The 20,593-nt window shown below is 55.8% G+C and carries 11 protein-coding genes; 2 read left to right on the top strand and 9 right to left on the bottom strand.

Annotated elements, in window-relative coordinates:
• Positions 1-31: 31 nt before the first annotated feature.
• From NTD84_RS03465 to NTD84_RS03490, 6 genes are all read right to left on the bottom strand, one after another.
• Positions 32-532: a sigma-70 family RNA polymerase sigma factor gene (locus NTD84_RS03465; RefSeq protein ID WP_262163595.1), complete on the bottom strand. Its 501-nt coding sequence runs from the start codon at positions 530-532 to the stop codon at positions 32-34.
• Between the two features lie 196 nt (positions 533-728).
• A complete protein-coding gene (locus NTD84_RS03470) occupies positions 729-1,523 on the bottom strand; it encodes a hypothetical protein (protein ID WP_262163596.1) in 795 nt (264 codons plus the stop codon).
• 7 nt (positions 1,524-1,530) lie between these two features.
• Entirely contained in the window at positions 1,531-2,763 is a 1,233-nt protein-coding gene (locus NTD84_RS03475) for a hypothetical protein (protein ID WP_262163597.1), read from the bottom strand.
• 294 nt (positions 2,764-3,057) lie between these two features.
• The gene (locus tag NTD84_RS03480) at positions 3,058-3,879 is read right to left on the bottom strand and encodes an alpha/beta fold hydrolase (protein WP_262163657.1); all 822 of its coding nucleotides are present in this window, start codon (positions 3,877-3,879) and stop codon (positions 3,058-3,060) included.
• Positions 3,880-4,226: 347 nt separating this feature from the next.
• On the bottom strand, positions 4,227-5,171 hold the full coding sequence (locus NTD84_RS03485) for an MBL fold metallo-hydrolase (protein ID WP_262163598.1): 945 nt from the start codon (positions 5,169-5,171) through the stop codon (positions 4,227-4,229).
• A 362-nt stretch (positions 5,172-5,533) separates the two neighbouring features.
• Positions 5,534-6,283 carry an SDR family oxidoreductase gene (locus NTD84_RS03490; protein WP_262163599.1) on the bottom strand — a complete coding sequence of 250 codons (750 nt, stop codon included), beginning with the start codon at positions 6,281-6,283 and terminating at the stop codon, positions 5,534-5,536.
• Positions 6,284-6,383: 100 nt separating this feature from the next.
• On the opposite strand from NTD84_RS03490, the gene NTD84_RS03495 reads away from it, so the two are divergent.
• Positions 6,384-7,274, top strand: coding sequence for a LysR family transcriptional regulator (locus tag NTD84_RS03495; RefSeq protein ID WP_262163600.1), 891 nt, complete (start codon positions 6,384-6,386; stop codon positions 7,272-7,274).
• Between the two features lie 471 nt (positions 7,275-7,745).
• Positions 7,746-8,006, top strand: a complete 261-nt coding sequence (locus NTD84_RS03500; RefSeq protein WP_262163601.1) for a transmembrane sensor/regulator PpyR — start codon at positions 7,746-7,748, stop codon at positions 8,004-8,006.
• 108 nt (positions 8,007-8,114) lie between these two features.
• On the opposite strand, the gene NTD84_RS03505 is transcribed toward NTD84_RS03500, so the two are convergent.
• The 3 genes from NTD84_RS03505 to NTD84_RS03515 form a co-directional block, all read right to left on the bottom strand.
• Positions 8,115-9,119, bottom strand: coding sequence for a GlxA family transcriptional regulator (locus NTD84_RS03505; RefSeq protein WP_262163604.1), 1,005 nt, complete (start codon positions 9,117-9,119; stop codon positions 8,115-8,117).
• 176 nt (positions 9,120-9,295) lie between these two features.
• Entirely contained in the window at positions 9,296-14,773 is a 5,478-nt protein-coding gene (locus NTD84_RS03510) for an AAA family ATPase (RefSeq protein ID WP_262163658.1), read from the bottom strand.
• Positions 14,774-14,893: 120 nt separating this feature from the next.
• Entirely contained in the window at positions 14,894-20,443 is a 5,550-nt protein-coding gene (locus NTD84_RS03515) for a trifunctional serine/threonine-protein kinase/ATP-binding protein/sensor histidine kinase (protein ID WP_262163659.1), read from the bottom strand.
• Positions 20,444-20,593: the final 150 nt, after the last annotated feature.

The following is a 20,593-nucleotide window of genomic DNA, read 5'->3' on the forward strand; positions in this document are numbered from 1 at the left end:
TGTTTGGCTGGGGGTGAGAAGGCGCGACCGATCATGATTGCAGTCCGTCGAGGCGATCGCGCAGATGCCGCAGGGTGCGGATCATATACTTTTCCACCATGTTCTTGGACAGCCCGAGGCGCTCGGCGATTTCCGCCTGGGTCAGGCCTTCGATCTTCTGCCAGACGAACACCTTGCGACAATTGACCGGCAGCTCGGTGAGCGCCCGTTCGATGGAATCAGCCAACTGGACCGCATGCATGAAATGCTCCGGGTCGCCGGACGACGACACACTGTGATCAATCGCCTCTGACTCCATGGCGCCCCGCCGATCCTCACGCCGATAACCATCCACCGCGATGTTGCGCGCGGTCTGGTGCAAATACGCCCGGGGTTGCTGCACCGCCGCCGAATCGGACTCAAGCACCCGCACGAAGGTGTCGTGGGCCAGATCCTCGGCCTGCTGACGATTTCTCAGGCGACGGGTCCAGGTGCCAACCAACTCTTCGTAATGCTCGAAAAAGCCGTGTCTGCGGGGCAGCTTGGGGGTCATTGCGGTGCGCTGTGAAGACGGGGCGTGAATAGTAATGCTTCCTATTAACTGGAAGCAATGGATTCCAATTCGGGGCGGATGCAGGCATTCAACAAAATGAGAAGAATGGTAAATAAATGCTTCGCTTTTTTCGTTGCCCAACTGTTCTTATTTGGAAATCCTAGGTCTTTTTAGCGCCCCACCCTGCGAGGGGAGCTTATTTGGAGCGGTGTAAAACGGACTGATTGTTCCGCGTAAGCCCCAGCAACTCTAAAGGGACGTAGACGTCGGCCGTCGTCGGCTCAGACGCAGTGCCGGACGACTCGAAGTGTCCGTTCAACCGGTTGCCGGAAGGATCCTCAAGGTTGCCGAAAACCGCCAGCGTGTAATGCGAATCAGCCCAGGAACGATCGGGCGTAAAGATCCATTTTTTTTCGCCAATCGCCAGCCGAGCTCGCCCCGGGATACGGCGATTACTCGAGCCTGCAACCGCAAGATAGTCGACATCCCGACCGTCGATGGGAGCGTCCAACTCCACCACCAACGGTTCGCGCGTACCCGCTCGTACGCTACCGATGTTCCAGCCAGAAGGGCGCGGGCCATCGTAGTCGTCGGCGCCCACCTTCCAGCGCTTGATTTCCTGACCGTCCAACCTCAGCACAACTACATCGCCGACGTGGAGCACAGGGCCGTTGGTGTCATGAGCAATAAGCCCGGTTTTCACCCGCCCGGGATGCAGGAGTACCGTCAGGACCTTGCCACTGGGGGACCAGAGCTCCTGCTCAAAAAAAGGCATATTGATGACATTGCCGTTGACCTGGCTAAGTTCCAACCGAGGCAGGATCTGCTCGCCAATCGGCTGTGCGAACACCAGTGAGATGCGCAGCAGGTTCGCTGACACCTCCGGTCCGGACGGTTGAACGGCAACAGGTACTGGTTGAGCCGCGACCGCCCGAGCTGCGACCGCAATCCACAGGGCCAACGCGCACACTGCGCGCAACGCGCTCGTCATACCGCCCTCACTCATGCGTGCCGATCAGCTCGGGGAACCCTTCCTGCTTCATCAGGACGTCATGGGCCGGCTTGAAGTACTTGAGCTGGAACTCGTCGTTGTTGTAGCGGTACTGCGCAAAGTCGTACTCGGAGACGAAATCGGTCAGCCGGAACAGCATGGCCTTGTCGAACGAAACCAACTGCAAGGCATCAGTCTCCAACGCTCGGCGCACGACGATGAAGAACTGGTCGTCGAGATTGTCGATACGGGTGGCCCCCACCAACGGTGCCGGCGTCTCCCGCATGCCAAGGATTTCACCGGCAGGCACGGGCTTGTCGATTCCGGGCTTGTCATTCGCAGCCTGGATTTCGTTGACCGGGATAATGTTGCCCGAACGGTGGTAGTTCAGCAGCATCAGCATGTCTTGCGGCTTGCCACTCGCATCTTTGGCGCTGTACGAGATCATGTCCGCGGGCGTATTGCCGTAACCCAGTTCTGCGATTGTTTTGCCCTTGATGTGCGCACCGTCCTTCAGGTCCTCGAGCGGGATGGTCACGAGCGGCGTGCACACATAGGTGGCGACGACGTAAGGCTTTCCGCCGAGTGTGGCGAACGACAGCGCGCGAATGGGGGCACGCGTTTCAATCTGATTGTGCGTGGTGTGGTAGATCTCCACCGACGTCATTGTCTGCTTGTCGGTGAACGGGTACAGAATTCGACGCAGCGTCGACGCGAAGTCCTGGTTTGACAGGCCTACAACGAACAACTCGCCGTTATTCCATTTCATGTCCGTGACAGTGAAGCTGCGTTCCGGTGTTTCATTCCAGAACTCAAGCTTGGATTTGTTTGAGTTCTTCAGCGTCACCGTCGTCGACTTCATGCTCGCAAGGTTGAGCTTGCGAACCTTCTGGTCGGCAGTGACTGCAACTATCGCCGGCGACTTGTTCGCTCCGACGCTCAAGGCCAGGTACACCTCCCCCGAGCCCGGGCGCGCGGCCATGTCTTCGACTTTAACCTTGCCGGCACCAAGTGAATTGGACAGCAATGTCTCCAGGTCCATGATGTTGAAGGTCCCTTCGCCCTTTCTGGGCACAGGCGCAGACAACGCCAGTGCATGCACCTGGGCACCTTTCCAGTCGGCAACGAACAGAATGTTGTCGGGGCCAAATGCGAGCCGCGATACGGACTTCACATCGGCAGCGAAGGTTGCGGTAGCCAGGAAAGCAAACGCGATGGCAACGAGCATCTTCGAGTACATATCAAAACTCCTATAGGCAACTCTCATTTCTCATTGCACTGATTTGTAGTGGTAAGCGACACAGCAACACCCGGCAGTGCGTCCACGCGCTGTATATAATTTTCAAACGGACATCCGCGAATAACGCGTCTGAGCGAACGAGTTTGAGCATTGGCTACCGACGCAACTTTCAGCAAGAAACAAGTTTTTCTGGCGCTGATAACCAAGCTTGTTCCCGAAGAAGTTGATAACAGCAACGTTCCGACTTTATTAGGGATAGCGCCCTTCAATGCTGACAAAGAAGGGCTATGGTATTCAGAGTGCAATAAACGCGAGCAGGTCCTCGTTTATAACTTCAGAGTGAGTGGTGCACATGCCATGAGGGAAACCTTTGTATACCTTGAGCGTGCCCTTTTTTAGGAGCTTTATCGAAAGGTGCGCTGAGTCAGCAATCGGAACAATCTGGTCATCATCCCCATGTAAGACCAGAACAGGCACATTGATTTTTTTCAAGTCCTCAGTGAAATCCGTTTCAGAGAATGCCTTGATGCAGTCGTATTGTGCTTTAGCACCACCCATCATGCCTTGGCGCCACCAATTGTCTGTCACACCCTCCAGGACTTTCGCGCCCTCACGGTTATAGCCATAAAACGGGATGGGTACCGCCTTATAAAATTGTGCGCGATTGGCAGCCAGGTCGGAGCGGAAACCATCAAACACCGCCAGCGGCAGACCGCCGGGATTGCTGGACGACTTCACCATCACGGGCGGAACGGCGCCGATCAACACGGCTTTGGCAACGTTACCCGCACCATATTGAGCGACATAACGTGCTACTTCGCCGCCGCCTGTCGAGTGTCCTATGTGCACCGTATTCTTCAACTTGAGGTGAGCCACCAATGCCGCGACATCCGCTGCATAAGTATCCATATCGTTCCCGGTGGAAGTTTGAGTGGAACGGCCATGCCCGCGACGGTCATGGGCAATCACCCGATAGCCCTTGGAGACGAAGAACAACATCTGGGCATCCCAGTCATCGGAACTTAGCGGCCAGCCGTGGTGAAATACAATGGGCTGCCCATTCCCCCAATCTTTGTAGAAAATTTCAGTACCGTCGCTGGTTGTGAAACTTGTCATTCCGTCTCCCCCTACTTTTGTTTTCGTAACAGTTGCCGCTTGAGCGCCGTCGCCGCCCATTACCATTGCCGAAAGTGAACCGGCTGCCAGCGCAGTTGCACCGACTTTAAGCACCTGCCGGCGCGAACTGGACGGCATATCTTTTATGTCGGACACAGGACCTCCTACTCTTGGCGTCATGAGAGTGAAACAAAGAAAAAATGTGCGACGACCCAATTATGCGTAAGACTTTTCCAAGCATGTTTTGGTTGTCGCGCCACCCCGCGATACGTTTAGCGAACGCCCACTGCGTTTGACTTTCGCGCAATGGGCATTTGGCCTGACCCCCTCCACCCATCCACGAGCGTTCAGTAGTCCCAGAAGCTCGCTACCCAGCGGAATGCGTCACCGTCGATTGCCACTCGCCCAACGGAAGGGAACGGCAGGTGAGTCGCGACAAACAACTCGCCGCTTGCCGCTGCCTCTTGCAACAGGCGAACACGTACGCGAACCGCCTCATCAGGATCGTGTTCGAAGCCGTTGTGCCAGTCAGGGTGCTCGAACGCGACCGGGAACAGAGCGTCGCCTGCGAACGTCAGCCGCTGGCCCCCGGAGTTTACGTAAACCACGCAGTGCCCAGGGGTGTGGCCACCCGTGAGCTTAGCGACCACACCTGGCGCCACTTCAAACTCGTCCTCGAACGTGTGCAATTTACTGCCGTACTCGGTCACGAACTGTTGGGCGGTGGTCCGAAGCACATCCGGTACCGGCTCTGGCATCGATGTGAGAGAGAAATCGGGCGCTTTCCAGAACTCCACTTCAGTGGCCGCGACATGGATACGCAGGTCCGGACGCAACTGGGCCTTCACCTCATCAACGAGCAGCCCGCCAATGTGATCCATGTGCATATGGGTAATGATCACATCGGTCACAGACGACAGTTCGATACCAGCGGCCTTCAGTCGCTTGGGAAATTGCCCTGCCCGCGGAAAACCCGGGAACTGGCCGCCCAATCCCGCATCGACGAGGATGACTTTGTCGGCGCTGCGTACGACCAACACGTTCAGTGCCCAGTCGAACGCGTCCGGCCCCAAATACATGTCTTTGAACCAGGCTGCGCGAGCGGCCGGGTCGGCGTTCGTCGACATCGTCTGGGTTGGCAGAGGCAGAACACCATCGCTAACTACCATCACATCAATTTCGCCGATACGCAGCGCATAGCGCGAAGGAACCAACTCCTCCCCGGCCAATTCATCGAGGTACGTGTCACTGCTATTGGAAGTCGGGGTGGGATGATTCAAAAACGTTGTCATGATCGTTCTCCTATAACTCGGCTCGGACTCTCAGGCGAAGCGGCTCTGTGGCCGCGAGAGCGTTGAATCGCTCATGGAATGAGTCTGCGCCGGGCTCTATCCCCTCGAAACCATACCTGCGTATAAATCTTTACTGCTAACTGTCAGCTGCGCTTAATGCTTTAGGCTGAAAGCTCCCAACAACACGTTTCGATTCTCTATGCACTGGCAGGAGGAATGATGAGCCCTCTGCTAATGAAAGGGCCCGCCAAAGATAGCGGGCCTCTTGGCCTGGTGTTCATCGACCCATTAATTGCTTAATGACAGTGCAGCCCTGGCCCACAAAAAGACTCGCAAGAGTCTTTTTGTGGGCAGCGACGCACTCAAACCAATGACATTCCCCCGTCAACGTGCAGTTCAATTCCATTGACAAAACTGCTGTCGGCAGAGGCGAGATAAAGCGCGGCAAGCGCAAGCTCCTGTACGTCGCCCAGCCGACCTGCGGGGATCAGCGCAGACATTTGCGCCAGAAACTCCGGTCGAATTTGCTCTGTGATACCCAGTTTGCCGATGATTGGAGTATCCACCGGTCCAGGGCTGAGTATGTTCACCCGAATACGCCGTGCACGTAACTCAAGGGCCCAATGACGGGCAAAAGCGGCTATTGCCGCTTTGGAGCCAGCGTAAACAGCATGGCCGTCCAGCACCTTGGTTGCCGCGAGCGAACTGGTCAGAATGATGCTCGCCTTATCTCGAAGAAGTGGCGTGATCGACTGCACGCCGAAGAAGATGCCTCGCGTGTTGATATTGAATTGCTGGTCATATTCCTCGGGTGTCACCTCATGGGATGAGGTGAGCGTAATTACCCCAGCATTTGCCATGTAGATATCCAAACCGCCAAACCGTCGCCTGACCTCAGTAGCCAGGTGGGCATGATGTTCCAGATCGGATACGTCGCCCTGAATACCGATGGCGCCATGACCAATTTGTGCGATGGCCTTTTCAAGGGTTTCGTTCCGCCGAGCGGTGACGATAACGTGTGCCCCCTCCTGAGCAAAAAGGCACGCGGCAGCCAATCCGATGCCGCTGTTGCCCCCCGTGACGACTGCGACTTTTCCTGCAAGACGTTGCATAACCTGACTCCGTTGATTGACGTGGCCAAGTATTATCGAGCACAGCATTTCCCCAACCAGTCCTGCGCAAAGCACAACTGTTGTGCTTCGGAGTCAAAATATGTCCAGCCTGTTGAACCAATCCAGCAGCCTGATTGCGTTTGTCCGGGTCGTGGAGACTGGCTCGTTTAGCGCCGCTGCGCGCAACAGTGGCACCACGCCCTCTGCCATTTCCAAGAGCATCGCCCGCTTGGAGACAGAGCTTCAAGCCACTCTATTTCGTCGCTCTACGAGGAGCCTGAGCCTGACGCCTGAGGGGCAGGCGTTTTTTGATCGTGTTGCGCCATTACTGCGTGCGATCGACGATTCTGCGGACGCAGTGAGGCCTGTCGGGGACGCACGAGGCCACCTGCGTGTCAGCATGCCAAGCGAGTTGGGGCGCCTGCTGATGCCAGCCATTCACTCGACTTTTCTCGCTGCACACCCCGATGTGGATCTAGACCTTACGCTTCTTGATCATCACGTTGAGGTCATCAGCGAAGGCTATGACGTGATCTTCAGAGTGGGTTCATTGGTCGACAGCACGCTCAAGGCTCGCACCTTGGCGCGTATGAGCATGGTTCTGGTCGCTTCCCCCAGCTTCCTGTGTGCTCATGGTCATCCAGCCTCGATTGACGATCTGCGGCGCACGCCGTTCGCCCGCTACCAACTGAGTGGTCGCACGTTGCCCATTTTTTTTGAAAATGGCGAGACGCTGTTACCTCGTGGCCGGATCGGCCTGGACTCAGGCTTCGGCCTTCGCGCGGCAGCCCTTGAAGGCATGGGCGTGGCCTATGTGATGAGGTGTATGGTCCAACAGGATCTGGAAACTGGGAAGTTGGTGGAGTTGTTGCGCGAGCACCCGTTACCTGAGCTTGCCTTGCATGCTGTGCATGCGTTCGGAAACATCACTCCAATCAGAGTCAAAATCTTCACAGACTTTATTCGGAATGAGGTTCGCGGATGGTTGTGACGACTGGACCCTGTCAGGGTAGGCAAGCTGACGAAATTTTTAACCGCCACTCTTGAGAGAGATGAAAAAAGGGCCCTCGGAAGGCCCTTTTGTACTCAAACCAACATCACTTCGACTGACCCGCGCGACCCGCTTCTATACCTTGGTCTACCCGGCTCACACTTATGCATATCGCCGCTGACCTTATGTAGAAATGTCACGCGCCCCCTTCCCCGATAGCATCATCTTCAGCGAATCGAACCGCCATGCGCACAGCAATGGTTGATTGCAGCCTGGGCATCTAACGGGTGCGCACGACGGTCCGTGTTCGAACCGACAGCCCCCTTAAACGATTCATTTTTTCTTCAGGAGTGATCCGATGAAACAGCACGCCCTGGTGATTGGCGCTGGCTTTGGTGGAGTCTGGAGCGCCCCGAGCGCCGACAGCGCTGGCCGCCGCCCCATCGATTCGAATGGCATGAGCCGTTGGCGATGATCGACCTATATGGCTTTTTCGACAATGCGCAGCGGGTATTGAAGCTGTCACATGTGTTGCTGATCGGCGGGCTGGTGATGCTCGTCGTCGGGATCATCCTCGCCTACTGGCTCGATGCGTATCTGCGTCTTCCGCAACTGGTGGGCGCGCATGCACTGACGATCCTCGGGCCGACGGCGATCAAACTCGGTTACGTCATGCGCTTGTTGAGCTGCAATCGTCTGCGCTTGGCATCCAGCTCCGCCGCTAATGCCTGATCTGTCCATCCCTTACCGGTACAGAGCCCTCCTTGCTGTACTGGCACTTCCCAGACGCCTGCCATTGATATTTTGGGCGGGCGTTTTTTTGCCCGTCAGAGAAACTCTTCAGCGAGAAAACCGGATGCGGTAATCCCGTGGGGAGATGGCCAGATGACGCTGGAAGGTGACCCGCATGCGCTCTTCATCGCCGAACCCGCAAGCAGACGCTATTTGACCGATACTGCGGTCAGAGTCCTCTAGCAGGCGGCGAGCCGCTTCCAAGCGAAAAAACTCAAGCGCCTTAGCCGGGGGGCGCCCGGTTTTCTGTTTGTAGACGCGACTGAAATTACGGGCGCTCATGTTTGCGTGGCGTGCCATCGCTTCGACATCCAGGTCTTCACGAACTAAATTCTCGGTTAACCAAATATGAAAATCGGCGAACGTATCGCCGTCTTGCATCTGCGACTGGAGCATCTCGCTGAACTGGGATTGTCCTCCCGGACGCTTCATGAAAACCACCAGCTCGCGGGCTACCTGCATCGCGACGTCACGCCCGCAATCGACCTCGACCAAGGCAAGCGCCAAATCGATACCGGCAGTAACGCCCGCCGATGTCCAGACCCTGTCCTGCTGAATGAAAATCGCATCCTTGTCGACATTCACTGTCGGGAAACGTGATGTGAACATGTCGCACATTGCCCAGTGAGTGGCCACCCTTTTGCTGTCGAGCAGCCCCGCTTGCGCCAACAGAAACGCCCCGCTGCAGACTGAGGCGGTACGACGCGCTTGGGGCGCCATGCATGACAGCCAGTCGATCAGTTCAGCGTTTTTGTCCAATGCCCGAAGAATCTCTGGCGCACCGGGGACGACGATCGTGTCGATAGGTTCACCCACAAGCGTAGACAGTCGCTCCGTGGCGACGGAGACCCCCTCCGCTGTTTTGGTCAGGCGGCCAGCGATGCTGGCAGTCGGGCGGTGATATCCTGGCAGGCCACGCTCGTTCATGGCCTTGTCAGCGGCCCAGAAGACTGTCTGCGCCCCGGTCAGGTCCAGCAGGCCCATTTCCGGGTACGCGATGAACAATACGGTACGTGGACGATTGAGCGGAGCAGCAAGAGCAGAACGGGTCATGGCGGACGCTACCTGAAAAGCCAAATTGTGAGCCGCCCAAGGCAGCGCGTTCTACTATCCTTTGGTTTGAACTTCCGATACCCGTGGTTAGCACCGACACCGTTGCCTTGGCGAGCCTCCTGGCCTGTAGGTACACATGCAACTGGAGTTCTGCACCGCGACGCCCAGGAATATCGTCATTGATCGTCGGTGCAGGGCTGGAGAGAAAATTGAATAATCGCCCCATGGGGTTGTTTGGCGCTTGCCCAGAGTTGCCCCCCATGCTCCTGAACGATGGAGCGACAGATCGACAAGCCCATCCCCAGACCTGTCGGTTTGGTGGTGTAAAAAGGGGCGAATATTTGCTCGATGCTCGAAGCCGCAAACCCCGGCCCCGAATCGGTCACACTGACAACCACCAAGCCACTGGCCTCAAGGGCAGAACCAACGAGTAATTGACGGTCATCTTCACCCACCTGATTCATTGCCTCAAGAGCGTTGACGATCAAGTTGAGCAGGACTTGTTGAAGCTCGATCCGGTCCCCCTGAATACACGGCAGGTCATCGGCCAGCTGGACGTGCATCAAGGTGCCGTTCTTGTTGGCCTGGCTGCGGGTAAGATCCACCATCTCACGTATGCAGGCATTGATGTCCACTGCGCTCGTTTGAGGCGGAGCTTTGCGTATCAGGCCGCGAATGCGATTGAGTACGGCGGCTGCACGCTCACCATCCTTGAGTATACGTTCCAGTGCCCAGCCGACCTCTTGGAGGTCCGGTGGTTGAATATTCAGCCAACGCTGAGCGGCCGCCGCATTGTTTAGCGTTCCGGCAATGGGTTGACTGACTTCGTGAGCAATCGAGGCGGCAAGCTCACCCATGGTTGCGACGCGATTGGCATGAGCAAGTTCTGTCTGAACTTCACGGTACCGTCGCTCGCTTTCGCGAATTCTCAGGTCCGCCTTTCTTCGCTCAGTCAGATCCAGCACAAAAGCGACACCTTCCTCGCTCTTCGCACCGAACATTGCCAAACCTACGATCACAGGGAGGCGAGTCCCATCTTTCCTGACGTACTCTTTCTCATAGGGAGGCGCACTCCCATGTGTTAACGCTTCAACCAGCGCTTGCTCAGCGGCATCACGAAAATCAGGGGCGGTAAGATCTCTCCAGCGAATTTCCCCCAAAGAGAGCTCCTCTCGCTCATATCCAACCATCCGCAGGAACGCCTCATTGGCATCGATGATGGTGCCATTGATATTCCAGAAAACTATTCCGATGATGTTGGCATCAACAAGGCGTCGAATTTTCGCTTCGCGTTCAGCGACGTCTCTGTATAAACGCGCGTTTTCCAGCGAGACAGCGGCTTGCGACGCAACCAGTTTGAGCACGGCTATTCGTGCAGAGCTGAACACCCGCGCCGCCAGATTGTTCTCCAGATAAAGCGCTCCTGTGAGATTGGCCTGGACCATCAAGGGTAAACAGAGAATCGATCGGGCCCGCACTTTACGCGTATAGGGATCATGGGCAAAAGACGGATCCGCGGCCGCATCGGCAATTGAGACGGCCTCTCGGGTCCGCAAAACATGATTGAGCACCGATTCAGGTAAAAAATCCGCACCCACCGGGGCATCACTCATGTGCGTGAACGCCTCTCCGACGATCGTTTGTGCGACCACCCGATGTTCGCCACCTCGCGAAAGAATCAGAAGGCCGCGCTCGGCACCAGCCTGTTCAAGGGCGGTGCGCATGACCATGTCGATCAGCTTTTCCAGGACAAGGTCACCCGATACGGCCTGAGACACCTTGAGTACGGTTGCAAGGTCGAGGTGCTCAACCTGAGCGGTGATCGTCGTGGTAGGCGCAAACGCAGCCGCTTCCGCTCTCAAAGAGGGGAACCACTCCTCAAGCTGTCGAACTTTGCCGTCAGCTCCCCAGACCTGATACCGATAGCGCGCCTCCACGAGAAACAGACGCGACACTTTGTCAAGACCACGTGCGGCGTAAAAACGTGAAGCAAGTTCGTTCCCCAGGGCCTCCAGGTGGATCAACTCGTAATGCTGGGCTGCCTCTATGGCCTGTTCATAGAGCTGCTCCGCGTCATGTATTCGTCCTTCCAATCGGGCGATTTCCGCAGTCACAAAGACGCAGTGGCTCGCGAAATTTTGTGGGCATAGATCAGCCCAGACCTGAAGCTCTCGGTGATGCGTAGCTAACGTGTCCAAGTAATGCCGTTTTTCAACGTCGGAAGCAGAATCGTAAAGCGCCGTCATTGTCAGGGCGGCATAGAAGTAATATTCAACCTCCTCAAGGAAAGAGTGCGAGGCCCATAAGAATGGCTGAGCTTTCAAGGCAGCATCCAAGGCAGCTGCATAGTCACCGGCGAGATAGCGTGCCTGCAGCTTCCGTATCCAGTACCAACATACGAGCAGCCTGGAATTTTGGGCCAGACGTCGCTCAGTCTGATGTTCGGAAAACAGCTCTCCATCAAGACAGCCAAACACCGGCGTCAAACCACGAAGCATGCGGATTAACGCAATCTGGTTTTCAAGGAAACCGATAACCAGGCCGAAGCGCACCTTTTGCGCGTATGCCAGACCACGTTCTGCTGCAAGCTGGGTTTCAGTCAGCGGCTCGCCAACGAAAAGCATGTTGGAAATGAGGCTATTGCACGCGAAACCTCCATAGGCAAAATCACCACTTCGATTTGCAGCGTCGAATGCCTCATGTAATTGCTCAGCACCGGTCCGCACCGGCTGAACCCAACGTGATACGAAGATGGAAAAAGATAGCAGCGTGCTCGCTTGATAGCGTTCCAAACCGCGACGCTGGACCAGATCACACCCTAGCTGGGCGAACTCCAACCCGGCCCTGTAATTTCCAAATAAGCGTCCTGCAACCCTGGGGAAGTTAGCGTACCCCAAGCAAGAGGCGTCACCATTTCCGTGCTCGAGGCTCAGAGTTATTACCTTGATGACCGTCAGACACGCGAGATTCCTGTCAGAGTTGAGAGCGGCCGGAAACAGTGTGGTCAAGGCCTGAACGGTCGATAGAGCAACGGTGCCCTCCATGGGGGGCAAGTCGATGAGCTCCTTGATGGTCCGGTCTCCCAGCAGTGACCAGATTCTTTCGTACTCATCATGGACCTGTTCATCACTCGGGGAGGAGCACCAATCAATGCCCACATGACGGAGGAAGTCCAGGCAAACAGTGACCGCCTTTTCGTTCTTGTTGAGGATCAGATAAACCGCTACCTGCACGCAGGTAACCGAAGCGCGCTTGGCGACCGTCAACGCTCGGGTGGATAACATCGCCAGCCGCTCTTCAGCCGCTATCGATTTTCCGGTCAAAAGTTCGCATTCGGCTCGAGATAACTCCAATGCAAACTTTAGCTCCTCCTGGCCTGCCCATGCCTCTTCGTCGAGAAGCTGAGCACCGATGGTGAAATACGAAAGCGCCGAGTCAAAGGCAGTCGATGCCTTCGCGCGTTGGCCGGCCATCAAGTTCAATTGGGCCAACTGCTCACGCTCATCCTGATCAGCAATCAACTCAATACCGCGATTGAGCTGCCCGACAATCTCGAAGATCGTCGCCTCGCGGGGCTTCGACTCGGTCTGCGCAACGAGCAGCCGTCCAATCCGCAGATGCGCCTCAGCCCGTCCAACTTCGGGTGTAAGCAAATAAGCGGCTTCATGAATGCGATCGTGGCTAAAGGTGTAAGTACCTTCAACGCAGGTGACTAACTCCTGACGAATCGACTCCCATAACACCGCGTGAACCTGCGTCGGCGAAATGTCGAGGACTGTGGAAAGTGTGGCGATGTCGGCAACACTTCCAAGACAAGCCATCTGCTGCAACGCCTGTTGAGTTCCCATAGGCAGTCGTGAAATTTTGCCCACCATCAGGTCCACAACATTATCGGTGTAGCCTTTGGCATTGATTCGGTGGGCGTCCCATTGCCATTGCCGTGCACCATGATCGAAGGTCAGTAGCTCTTCATCCACAAGCGTCTGGAGAAACTGAATCACGAAGAATGGATTGCCGGCAGTCCTTTCTTGCACCAGTTGAGCCAAAGGTTCGATACGTTCTGATGCGCAATGCAGCGCTTCGCTGATCAACGGGACAATCTCGGTTCGGCCAAGAGCCGAAATAACGATTTCGTCGACTCTGACGCCAGCATTGCGGATGGAATGGAGCTTGCTGCTCAATGGATGGTCCGAACCTACCTCATTGTTGCGATAGGCTCCGATGATCAACAAATGCCGCAATTCCGCGCTTGCCAGCAGATGTTCAAGCAAATCGAGGGTAGCTGCGTCGAGCCACTGTAGATCGTCGAGAAACAACGCCAGCGGGTGCTGCGCTTGTGCAAACACCCCGATAAAACGCTGAAAAACCGTCATGAAACGGCGCTTCGACTGCTGAGCATCCAGCTCTGGAACAGGGATTGGCTCGCCAATAATCAGTTTCAGTTCCGGGATCAAGTCCGCAATGAGCGCCGCATTAGCACCCAGTGCCGCGGAGATCAAATCGCGCCAGTCTGCTAACTCAGCGTCACTTTTGCCCAGGAGCGTACGCACAACTCCCTGAAAAGCCTGTACCAGGGTCGAATAGGGGATATTGCGCTTGTACTGGTCGAATTTGCCGGAAGCAAACAGTCCCTTGGATGGCACCAGCACCTTTTGTAGCTCGTAGACGACTGAGGATTTGCCAATACCCGAGTACCCGGTTACCAACACGAGCTCGGGTGCACCGCCGTTGACGATTCGACCGAAAGCCGCCACCAGCGTTTGCACTTCGGATTCACGACCATAGAGCTTTTCGGGAATCAGCAGGTGATCGAAGGAGCCGTGCTCGTCAAGCGTAAAATGCCCGATGCGCTGCCCCTGCTGCCATTCTGAAAGGCAGCGGCGCAGGTCAGATTCGACACCGACGGCGCTTTGATAACGATCCTCGGCGGTCTTCGCGAGCAGCTTCATGACGATCTGCGAAATAGCCTCGGGAATGGTGCTCAGATACGTGCTGGGTGCTACCGGGTTTTTGGCGATATGACAATGAACCCACTCCATCGGATCAGTTGCTTTGAAAGGCAACGAGCCAGTCAGCATTTCGTACAGGATCACGCCAAAAGCATACAGGTCACTACGCGAGTCGATCGAACGGTTCATCCTGCCCGTTTGCTCCGGCGACATATACGCGAAGGTGCCCGCGATCGTCTCAGGCGGCTCAGGTGCTTGCCGCTCGCGTGGCAACTGTGATGTCAGGCCAAACCCCGTGAGTCGTGCTCCCCCATCCGAGCAGTTGACGAGAATGTGAGACGGCTTGAGATCTTTGTGCACAAGGCCCCGTCGGTGCAGCATGCCCAGCGCTGCCGATATCGTCACGGATAGACGTAAAAATTGACCGGTCTCCATGGGTCCGGCCAGCAATCGAGCGAGCGGTTCGCCGCCAGCGTCCTCCAACACCAAGTGAGTGCGGCTGCCGTCCCGTACGAACTCCAGCGGTCTTGCTGCCCAGGAACTGTTCAGCTCCCCCTGTAAGGCGAACTCGTGACTGAATCGCTCCAGACTGACGGGAAGTGGCTGTTCCGCGGCAGCCCTCACAACCAAATGGTTAGCTGGACCACCGGTAGCCTCTAGAGTCCGACACAAGACGCGCTCACCGTCGTTCCACAATATTTGCAGCTTGTTCATCACGTCCCAGACCCATTTGTTTATTTGATGCACTGCTGAACGTTAAAACGGGCAGACCCGGCATTGAGCTGACGATGTAGGCGCGATCAGGCGATCCACGCTCGCCATGGGTCAGCGCCCTCCAGAAAAAGGGGCTTCAGGCAAGGCGCCACGGGGGCTTGGCGTCGCGCAGTGGTCCGCATCAACCTGATACTTCAAGGGAACAGTAAACTGAACGATAGCGCCGCGCGGACTGTTAGAACAGGCTAGCATCTGTCCTCCATGCGCCTCGATAATCGTGCGGCATATCGAAAGCCCCATCCCTAGGCCGTTGGCTTTAGTGCTGTAAAAAGGGCTAAAAACCTGCCCGGATGATTTCGAGTCAAATCCCGGGCCAGAGTCGGCAACGGCGACCACTACATCGCCGGAATCGTTGAGCGATGTGCTGATTCTCAACTCTCGCCCCCCATCACTCACATCGCTCATCGCCTCGAAGGCGTTAATGATGAGGTTGAGAAATACCTGTTGCAGTTCGATCCGATCTCCGTGGACCGATGGCAAGTCGTCCATTAATAGCGTTTGGGTAACGACCCCACATGCAGCGGCCTGATTGCCGGTCAATTCGACCATTTCCTGGATAGCCAGGTTTATGCTCACAGATTCCCTCTGCGGCGGTGCCTTGCGAATAAGCCCACGAATACGGCCCAGGACATCCGCCGCACGTTTCCCGTCCCTGGTAATACCGTGAAGTGCCTGCCTGACCTCTTCGAGATCGGCAGGCTGGGCTTCCAACCAACGTAATGCCGCATGCGCATTATTCAACGTGGCAGCGACTGGCTGGCTCACTTCATGGGCAACGGAAGCCGCTAGTTGGCCCATCGTCGCCACGCGATTGGCATGGGCCAACTCCGTAAGCACCTGGCGGTAGCGCCGCTCTCCTTCACTGACTTTTTTCTCCGCCTGTTTGCGCTCGGTCAGGTCGAGCACGAAGGCGACGCCTTGTTGAAGATTTGATTCAAACATTGCCAGCCCCACAATGACGGGCAGACGGCTACCATCCTTTCTGAAGTATTCCTTTTCGAAGGGGACTGCCCGACCATGATTGACTGCCTCCAACATGGATCGCTCGCTGATTTCCCGAAACTCCGGCGGAGTCAAATCTCTCCATCGCAGACGACGCGACACAATGTCCTCTCTCTGATAACCCACCATATGAAGAAACGCGTCGTTGGCATCTATGAAGTCGCCACCCGTGGTCCAAACGACAATGCCAATTATGTTTGCGTCCACCAAGCGACGAATTCTCGCTTCACGATCGGCTATCTCGCGATACAGCCGAGCATTTTCGAGAGAAATAGAGGCCTGCGAAGCAAGTAGTTTGAGAACGGTGATGCGAGCGGAATTGAAGACCTTAACCGCGAGATTGTTTTCAAGATAAAGCGCGCCAGTGAGTCTGGCTTGATTCATCAATGGCAGGCAAAGCACTGACCGGACGCGGTGATGCTGGACATAAGGGTCTGCAGCGAAAGCCATATGTATCGCCGCATTGTCGAGCACAACACTCTCGCCAGAGCGCAGAACATGGTTGAGGACCGACTCCGGTGCAAGGGTCGCGTTCAACTCCGTACTGGTCAGACGCAGTTGCGTAGATCCCGTTTCGGTTGCGGCCTCTGCAACCACCCGAGCCTCGCCATGATCCAACAGGATCAGAAGACCCCGTTCAGCCCCTGCCTGTTCGATGGCTGTGCGCATGATCATATCGATCAACTTCTCCAGGACGATATCACTGGATACGGCCTGGGAGACTTTCAGCACAGTTGCAAGGTCAAGGTTTTCAACGGGGGCTGCAATAGTGGTTGTCGGGTCTGATGCAGGCTGCTCGCTCCTGAGGAATGGGAAGGCGTTTTCAAGTTGCTTTACCTTGCCATCGGCTCCCCAACGCAGATAACCGAACCGGGCGTCTTGCAGATAGACGCGGGCGATTTTCAGAAGCCCGCGCCCCGCATAAAAATGCGATGCGAGCTCATTGGCCAGTGCCTCAATGTGAACAAATCCGCTTCGCCGAGCGGCATCAATAGCCTGCTCATAGCGAGCCTCGGCATCGAGCGGGCGGCCTTCGATGCGGGCGATCTCAGCGTTAACCAGCTGCGAATGACACTCGAAGTTTTCGGGGCATAGCCCGGACCAGATCTGCAGTTCTGCGTGAAAGGTAGCCAACATTCCCAAGAGGCGCTGCCGACGCTCGGTTGACACCTTTTCGCAGAGGCCAGCGACAGCCAGCGCGCCATAGAAATGGTATTCAACTTCTTCAAGGAAGGAATGTGAAATGGCAATCAGCGATTCGGCCTTTAACGCTGCATGCACAGCGGCCTCGTACTCCCCCGCAAAAAAACAGGCTTGTAATTTCCGAACCCAATACCATCCGGCAAGCACCTGGGAGCTGCGATTAAGACGATCTTCGGCGTGGACCTCACTAAAAGCCTCGTCATCCAGGCAACCAAACACCGGCGTCAGCCCACGAAACATCCGGATGAGTGCGAGTTGATGCTCTATGAAGTCGACAACAAGACCAAATCGCACTTTCCTGGCGTATTTGAGGCTGCGTTCGGCCTCGCTCTGCAGCTCGCAAAGAGGGTCACCGGCAAATAGCTGATTTGAGATCTGGATGTTGATTGAGAATGCTGCAAATGGCAGGTCACCGACTCGGTTCGCGGCATCAAACGCCCGATGTAACAGCGGAGTACAATCGCGTACCCGACTCGCCCACCGCGCAACAAAAAGCGCGAAGGCAAGGAAGGTGCGCGCCTCGTAGCGGCCTAAACCATTTTGTTCAACGAGATCGCAACCCAGTCGCCCAAACTGAAATCCCGTGTCGTAATCACCGAATCGTCGGCCAGCGATCCTGGGGATATTCGCGTAAGCCACGCATGACGCCTCGCTGTTACCGTAGACAAGGCTGATATTGACCGCTTTGCAAACTGTCAGGCAGGCCAGGTTTTGATCGGTATGCAAAGCCGACGAAAAGAGCGTTATCAACGCTCTTATGGTTGCAAGAGCAACCTCGTCTTTCATTGGCGCCAAGTCGATAAGTTCTGGAATGCTCCGTTTTCCAAGCAACTCCTTGATCTGGTCGTATTCGGCCTGGACCTCGTTATCGGCCGGATGCGCGGACCATTCGATACCGACATGCTGGAGATAGTTGAGACACACGCTAACCGCTCGGTCATTTCTATTGAGAAGCAGGCAAACATCAGTATGCAAACAGGCAATCTCAGCCCTTTCGACCGTAGCTTCAGTTTGACGCGATAGGAGAGACAGTCGGTGGTCGGCCGCAGCTATTTGCCCGGTCAAAAACTCACACTCAGCACAATGGAATTCCAAGGCATATTTGAGTGCATGCTGGCTTTGCCAGCCGCCGATCAATAACTTGATGCCGGCAGCAAAATAGGTAAGCGCCGCACCATAGGCGGTAGATGCCTTCGCCCGCAGGCCGGCGGCCAGATTCAATTGAGCCAGTTGCTCCAGCTCGTCCGGAGCAGTAATGAGTGCAGCACCGCGATTGAGTTGACCAACGACCTCGAAGATTTTTTCCTCATGCTGACCTGACAACATCTGCTCAGTAAAAAGGCGACCGATTCGTAGATGAAGGCTCGCACGGGAAGACTCAGACATCAGTGAATAAGCAGCTTCATGAATCCTGTCGTGAATGAACGCGTAGACATCGCCGAAACATTCGACCATCTCATGACGAACCGCGACCCGGAACACCGCGTGAACGCGAGCCTGCGGAACGCCCAGGACGGTCGCGAGCGTCGCAACAGATGCGCCCTTACCGAGACAAGCGAGTTGCTGCAATGCCTCCTGAGTTTCGCTGGACAGGCGCACCAGTCGGTCAACCATCAAGTCTACGACGTTGTCGGTATAGCCTTTGGCATGGATTCGCCGAGTGTCCCAGCGCCACTGCCGGGAATCGTGATCGAAGCTCAGTAGTTGCTCACTGAAGAGTGCATGTAAAAATTGAATGGCGAAAAACGGGTTGCCTGCGGTTTTGTCTTGAACCAGTTTTGCCAACGAAACGACATTCGCGGGTTCGCAATGCAAGGCGTCAGCAATCAGTAGCTCGACGTGCTCTTGAGCAAGGGGGGCCAGAATGATTTCTTCAATTTTGGAACCCGAGCCTTTGATCACATCGAGCTTGCGCGCCAGTGGATGCGAGTCATCTACCTCGTTACCGCGATAAGCGCCGATCAACATCAGGTGCCCTAGCTCCGAACTGCTCAAGAGGCTTTGAATGAGTTCGAGCGTCGCAGCATCCACCCACTGCAAATCGTCGAGGAACAATGCAAGCGTGTGCTCCGCTTTGGCAAATACGCCTATAAAGCGACGCAGAACTCGCAAGAATCGACGTTGAGCCTGCTGAGGTTCGAAGGGAGGAACGGGCTGCGGTTCGCCAATGATGTGTTTGAGTTCGGGAATCAGATCGGTGATCAACTGAGCGTTAGGACCTAGCGCTTCCAGCAATGCCTCACGCCACTTGGCTAACTCCAGATTGGTCGAGCCGAGCAATGCTCGCACCACGCCCTGAAATGCCTGGACCAATGTTGAGTACGGTATATCGCGCTTGTATTGGTCGAACTTGCCAGTGGCAAGCAGTCCGCGTGCGGGCACCAATACCTTGTGTAGTTCATTGACCACCGATGACTTACCGATCCCGGAATACCCAGAGACAAGCACAAGCTCAGTCGCACCCTGTTTATGGCATCGTTCAAATGAAGCGGCCAGAACGCCCACTTCACGCACTCGTCCATAGAGTTTTTCCGAGAACACCAGCCTGTCGAGAACACTGTGCTCATCCAGGACAAAGGCGCTTATCCGTTGTCGGCGCTGCCACTCCTGCAAACAGTGTTGCAAATCATGCTCCACGCCTGCAGCCGTCTGATAACGCTCCTCGGCATTCTTCGCCAGTAGCTTCATTACGACTTGGCAGAGCGCTTGCGGGATGGTTGTTAATCGCTCGCTCGGGGGCAGAGGTTTTTTGGCCAGATGACAATGAATCCATTCAATTGGATCAGATGCGGTAAATGGCAAGGAGCCGGTAAGCATTTGATAGAACGTCACGCCCAGCGAATACAGGTCACTGCGCGAATCGATAGACCTATTCATTCGACCGGTTTGCTCAGGGGCCATATAAGCCAAGCTGCCAGCGATGGTGTCGGGTGGCTCGGGAAGTTGTCGATGGCGCTGCACCTGAGAAGCGAGACCAAACCCGGTAAAGCGCGCTTGCCCATCGGCACCATTCACGAGGATATGTGTGGGCTTCAGGTCCTTGTGGACCAGTCCGTGTTGGTGAAGCTTACGTAGCGCTCCGGCGATGCCCGCCGCCAAGCGCAAAAAAAGTCCAGGCTCCATTGGAATATCGATCAACCGTGCGAGGGGTTCTCCACCGGGATCGTCGAGTACCAACTGAATTCGGCCGGCTTCGGACCTCAGTTCCCGAGGCCTTACAGCCCAGTCATCAAGTAGTTCATGCCTCAATTCATATTCATGTGTAAGCCGATCAAGCGTTCCTCGAAGGGGCTGCTCAACCGCGGTCAGCACAATCAAGCGGGTGGAAGTTCGACCGTCGCGGGTGCAACGCTCACGGCAAAATACACGCTCACCGTCTTCCCAAAGTATCTGCAGACTCTTTTCCATCGACGTCAGGACCATGATTTTACTGACCGCAGGCTGTCTTCACGCCATAGCAGCTGCCTCGCTGTCTATCCGGCTGCTCGAACAGATTAGCGCCGCGATAAGCCGCCAGGCCATGACAGAATCCCCTGTTTTTATGCC

The organism is Pseudomonas sp. 14P_8.1_Bac3 (genome assembly GCF_025466085.1).
In the GTDB taxonomy this organism is placed as follows: domain Bacteria; phylum Pseudomonadota; class Gammaproteobacteria; order Pseudomonadales; family Pseudomonadaceae; genus Aquipseudomonas.